This is a genomic window from Chromobacterium sinusclupearum (assembly GCF_002902845.1).
In the GTDB taxonomy this organism is placed as follows: domain Bacteria; phylum Pseudomonadota; class Gammaproteobacteria; order Burkholderiales; family Chromobacteriaceae; genus Chromobacterium; species Chromobacterium sinusclupearum.
Genome location: NZ_PPTF01000044.1, coordinates 1 through 998 on the forward strand (window position 1 = coordinate 1; position 998 = coordinate 998).

A 998-nucleotide genomic window follows, 5' to 3' on the forward strand; every position below is an offset into this window, starting at 1 on the left:
TTCCAGTAGATCCGGCTATCCGGTCCCACCCCCAACACGATGTTCTCCGGCTTGGTCTGCGTCGGAATGTTCTGCTCTTTGGGCAGCGTCATCTTCACTGTCTGCGTCACCACCGGCACCGTGATCAGGAAGATGATCAGCAGCACCAGCATCACGTCCACCAGCGGCGTGGTGTTGATCGCCGACAGCACTTGGTCTTCGTCGCCCTTGCCGTGGCCAAATCGTTTGTAACGCGCCATGGCTGTTTACCGGGTCGGGTTGTTCAGCAGGCTGGCGTGCAGGCGGCCGGATACCACGCGGACGTTGTCCAGCACCAGCTTGTTGCGGCGCACCAGCCAGTTGTAGCCCAGCACCGCCGGCACTGCGACGGCCAGGCCGATGGCGGTCATGATCAGCGCTTCGCCTACCGGGCCGGCCACTTTGTCGATGGAGGCTTGGCCGGAGGTGCCGATTTTCACCAGCGCGTGGTAGATGCCCCATACGGTGCCGAACAGGCCGACAAACGGCGCGGTGGAGCCGACGGTGGCGATCACCGACAGGCCGTTCTGCATGTGGTGGCTGGCGGAATCGACCGCGTCGGAGATGGCCATCGCCACCCAGGTGTTCAGATCGACGCGGTTGGCCAGCTCGCCTTTGTGTTCGCGCGCGGCTTCGATGCCGGCGACGGCCACGGCGCTGTACATGCCTTCGTCGGCCAGCTCGCTGGCGGCTTTTTGCAGATCCACGCCGTGGTGGCCCAGCAGTTCATGCCCCTGCTTGATCAGGCGGCGTTGTTCCAGCAGCTTGACGATGCCCACATACCAGGTGGAGGCGGACATGATCAGCAGAATGATCAGCGTACCCTTGGCCACGAAGTCGCCTTGCGACCACAGCGCGTCGATGCCGTACGGATTGGAGGTGTTGACGGTTTCGGCCGCCAGTGCCGGCAGCGCGCTCAGCGCGGCGGCAGCGCCCAGGACTTTGCCCAGAAATGCGCGAGTGATCTTGGTCATGGTATT

2 protein-coding genes are annotated in these 998 nt (G+C 63.5%); both read right to left on the reverse strand.

Going from position 1 to position 998, the window contains the following annotated elements:
* A partial coding sequence (locus tag C2134_RS10885) for an ExbD/TolR family protein (protein WP_199179854.1) occupies positions 1 to 239 on the reverse strand: 239 nt, incomplete at its 3' end.
* A 6-nt stretch (positions 240 to 245) separates the two neighbouring features.
* On the reverse strand, positions 246 to 992 hold the full coding sequence (locus tag C2134_RS10890) for a MotA/TolQ/ExbB proton channel family protein (protein WP_103317152.1): 747 nt from the start codon (positions 990 to 992) through the stop codon (positions 246 to 248).
* Positions 993 to 998: the final 6 nt, after the last annotated feature.

Excerpts from the sequence above, each read along its gene's own strand:
- C2134_RS10890 (WP_103317152.1), bottom strand. The coding sequence starts at position 992 with ATGACCAAGATCACTCGCGCATTTCTGGGCAAAGTCCTGGGCGCTGCC.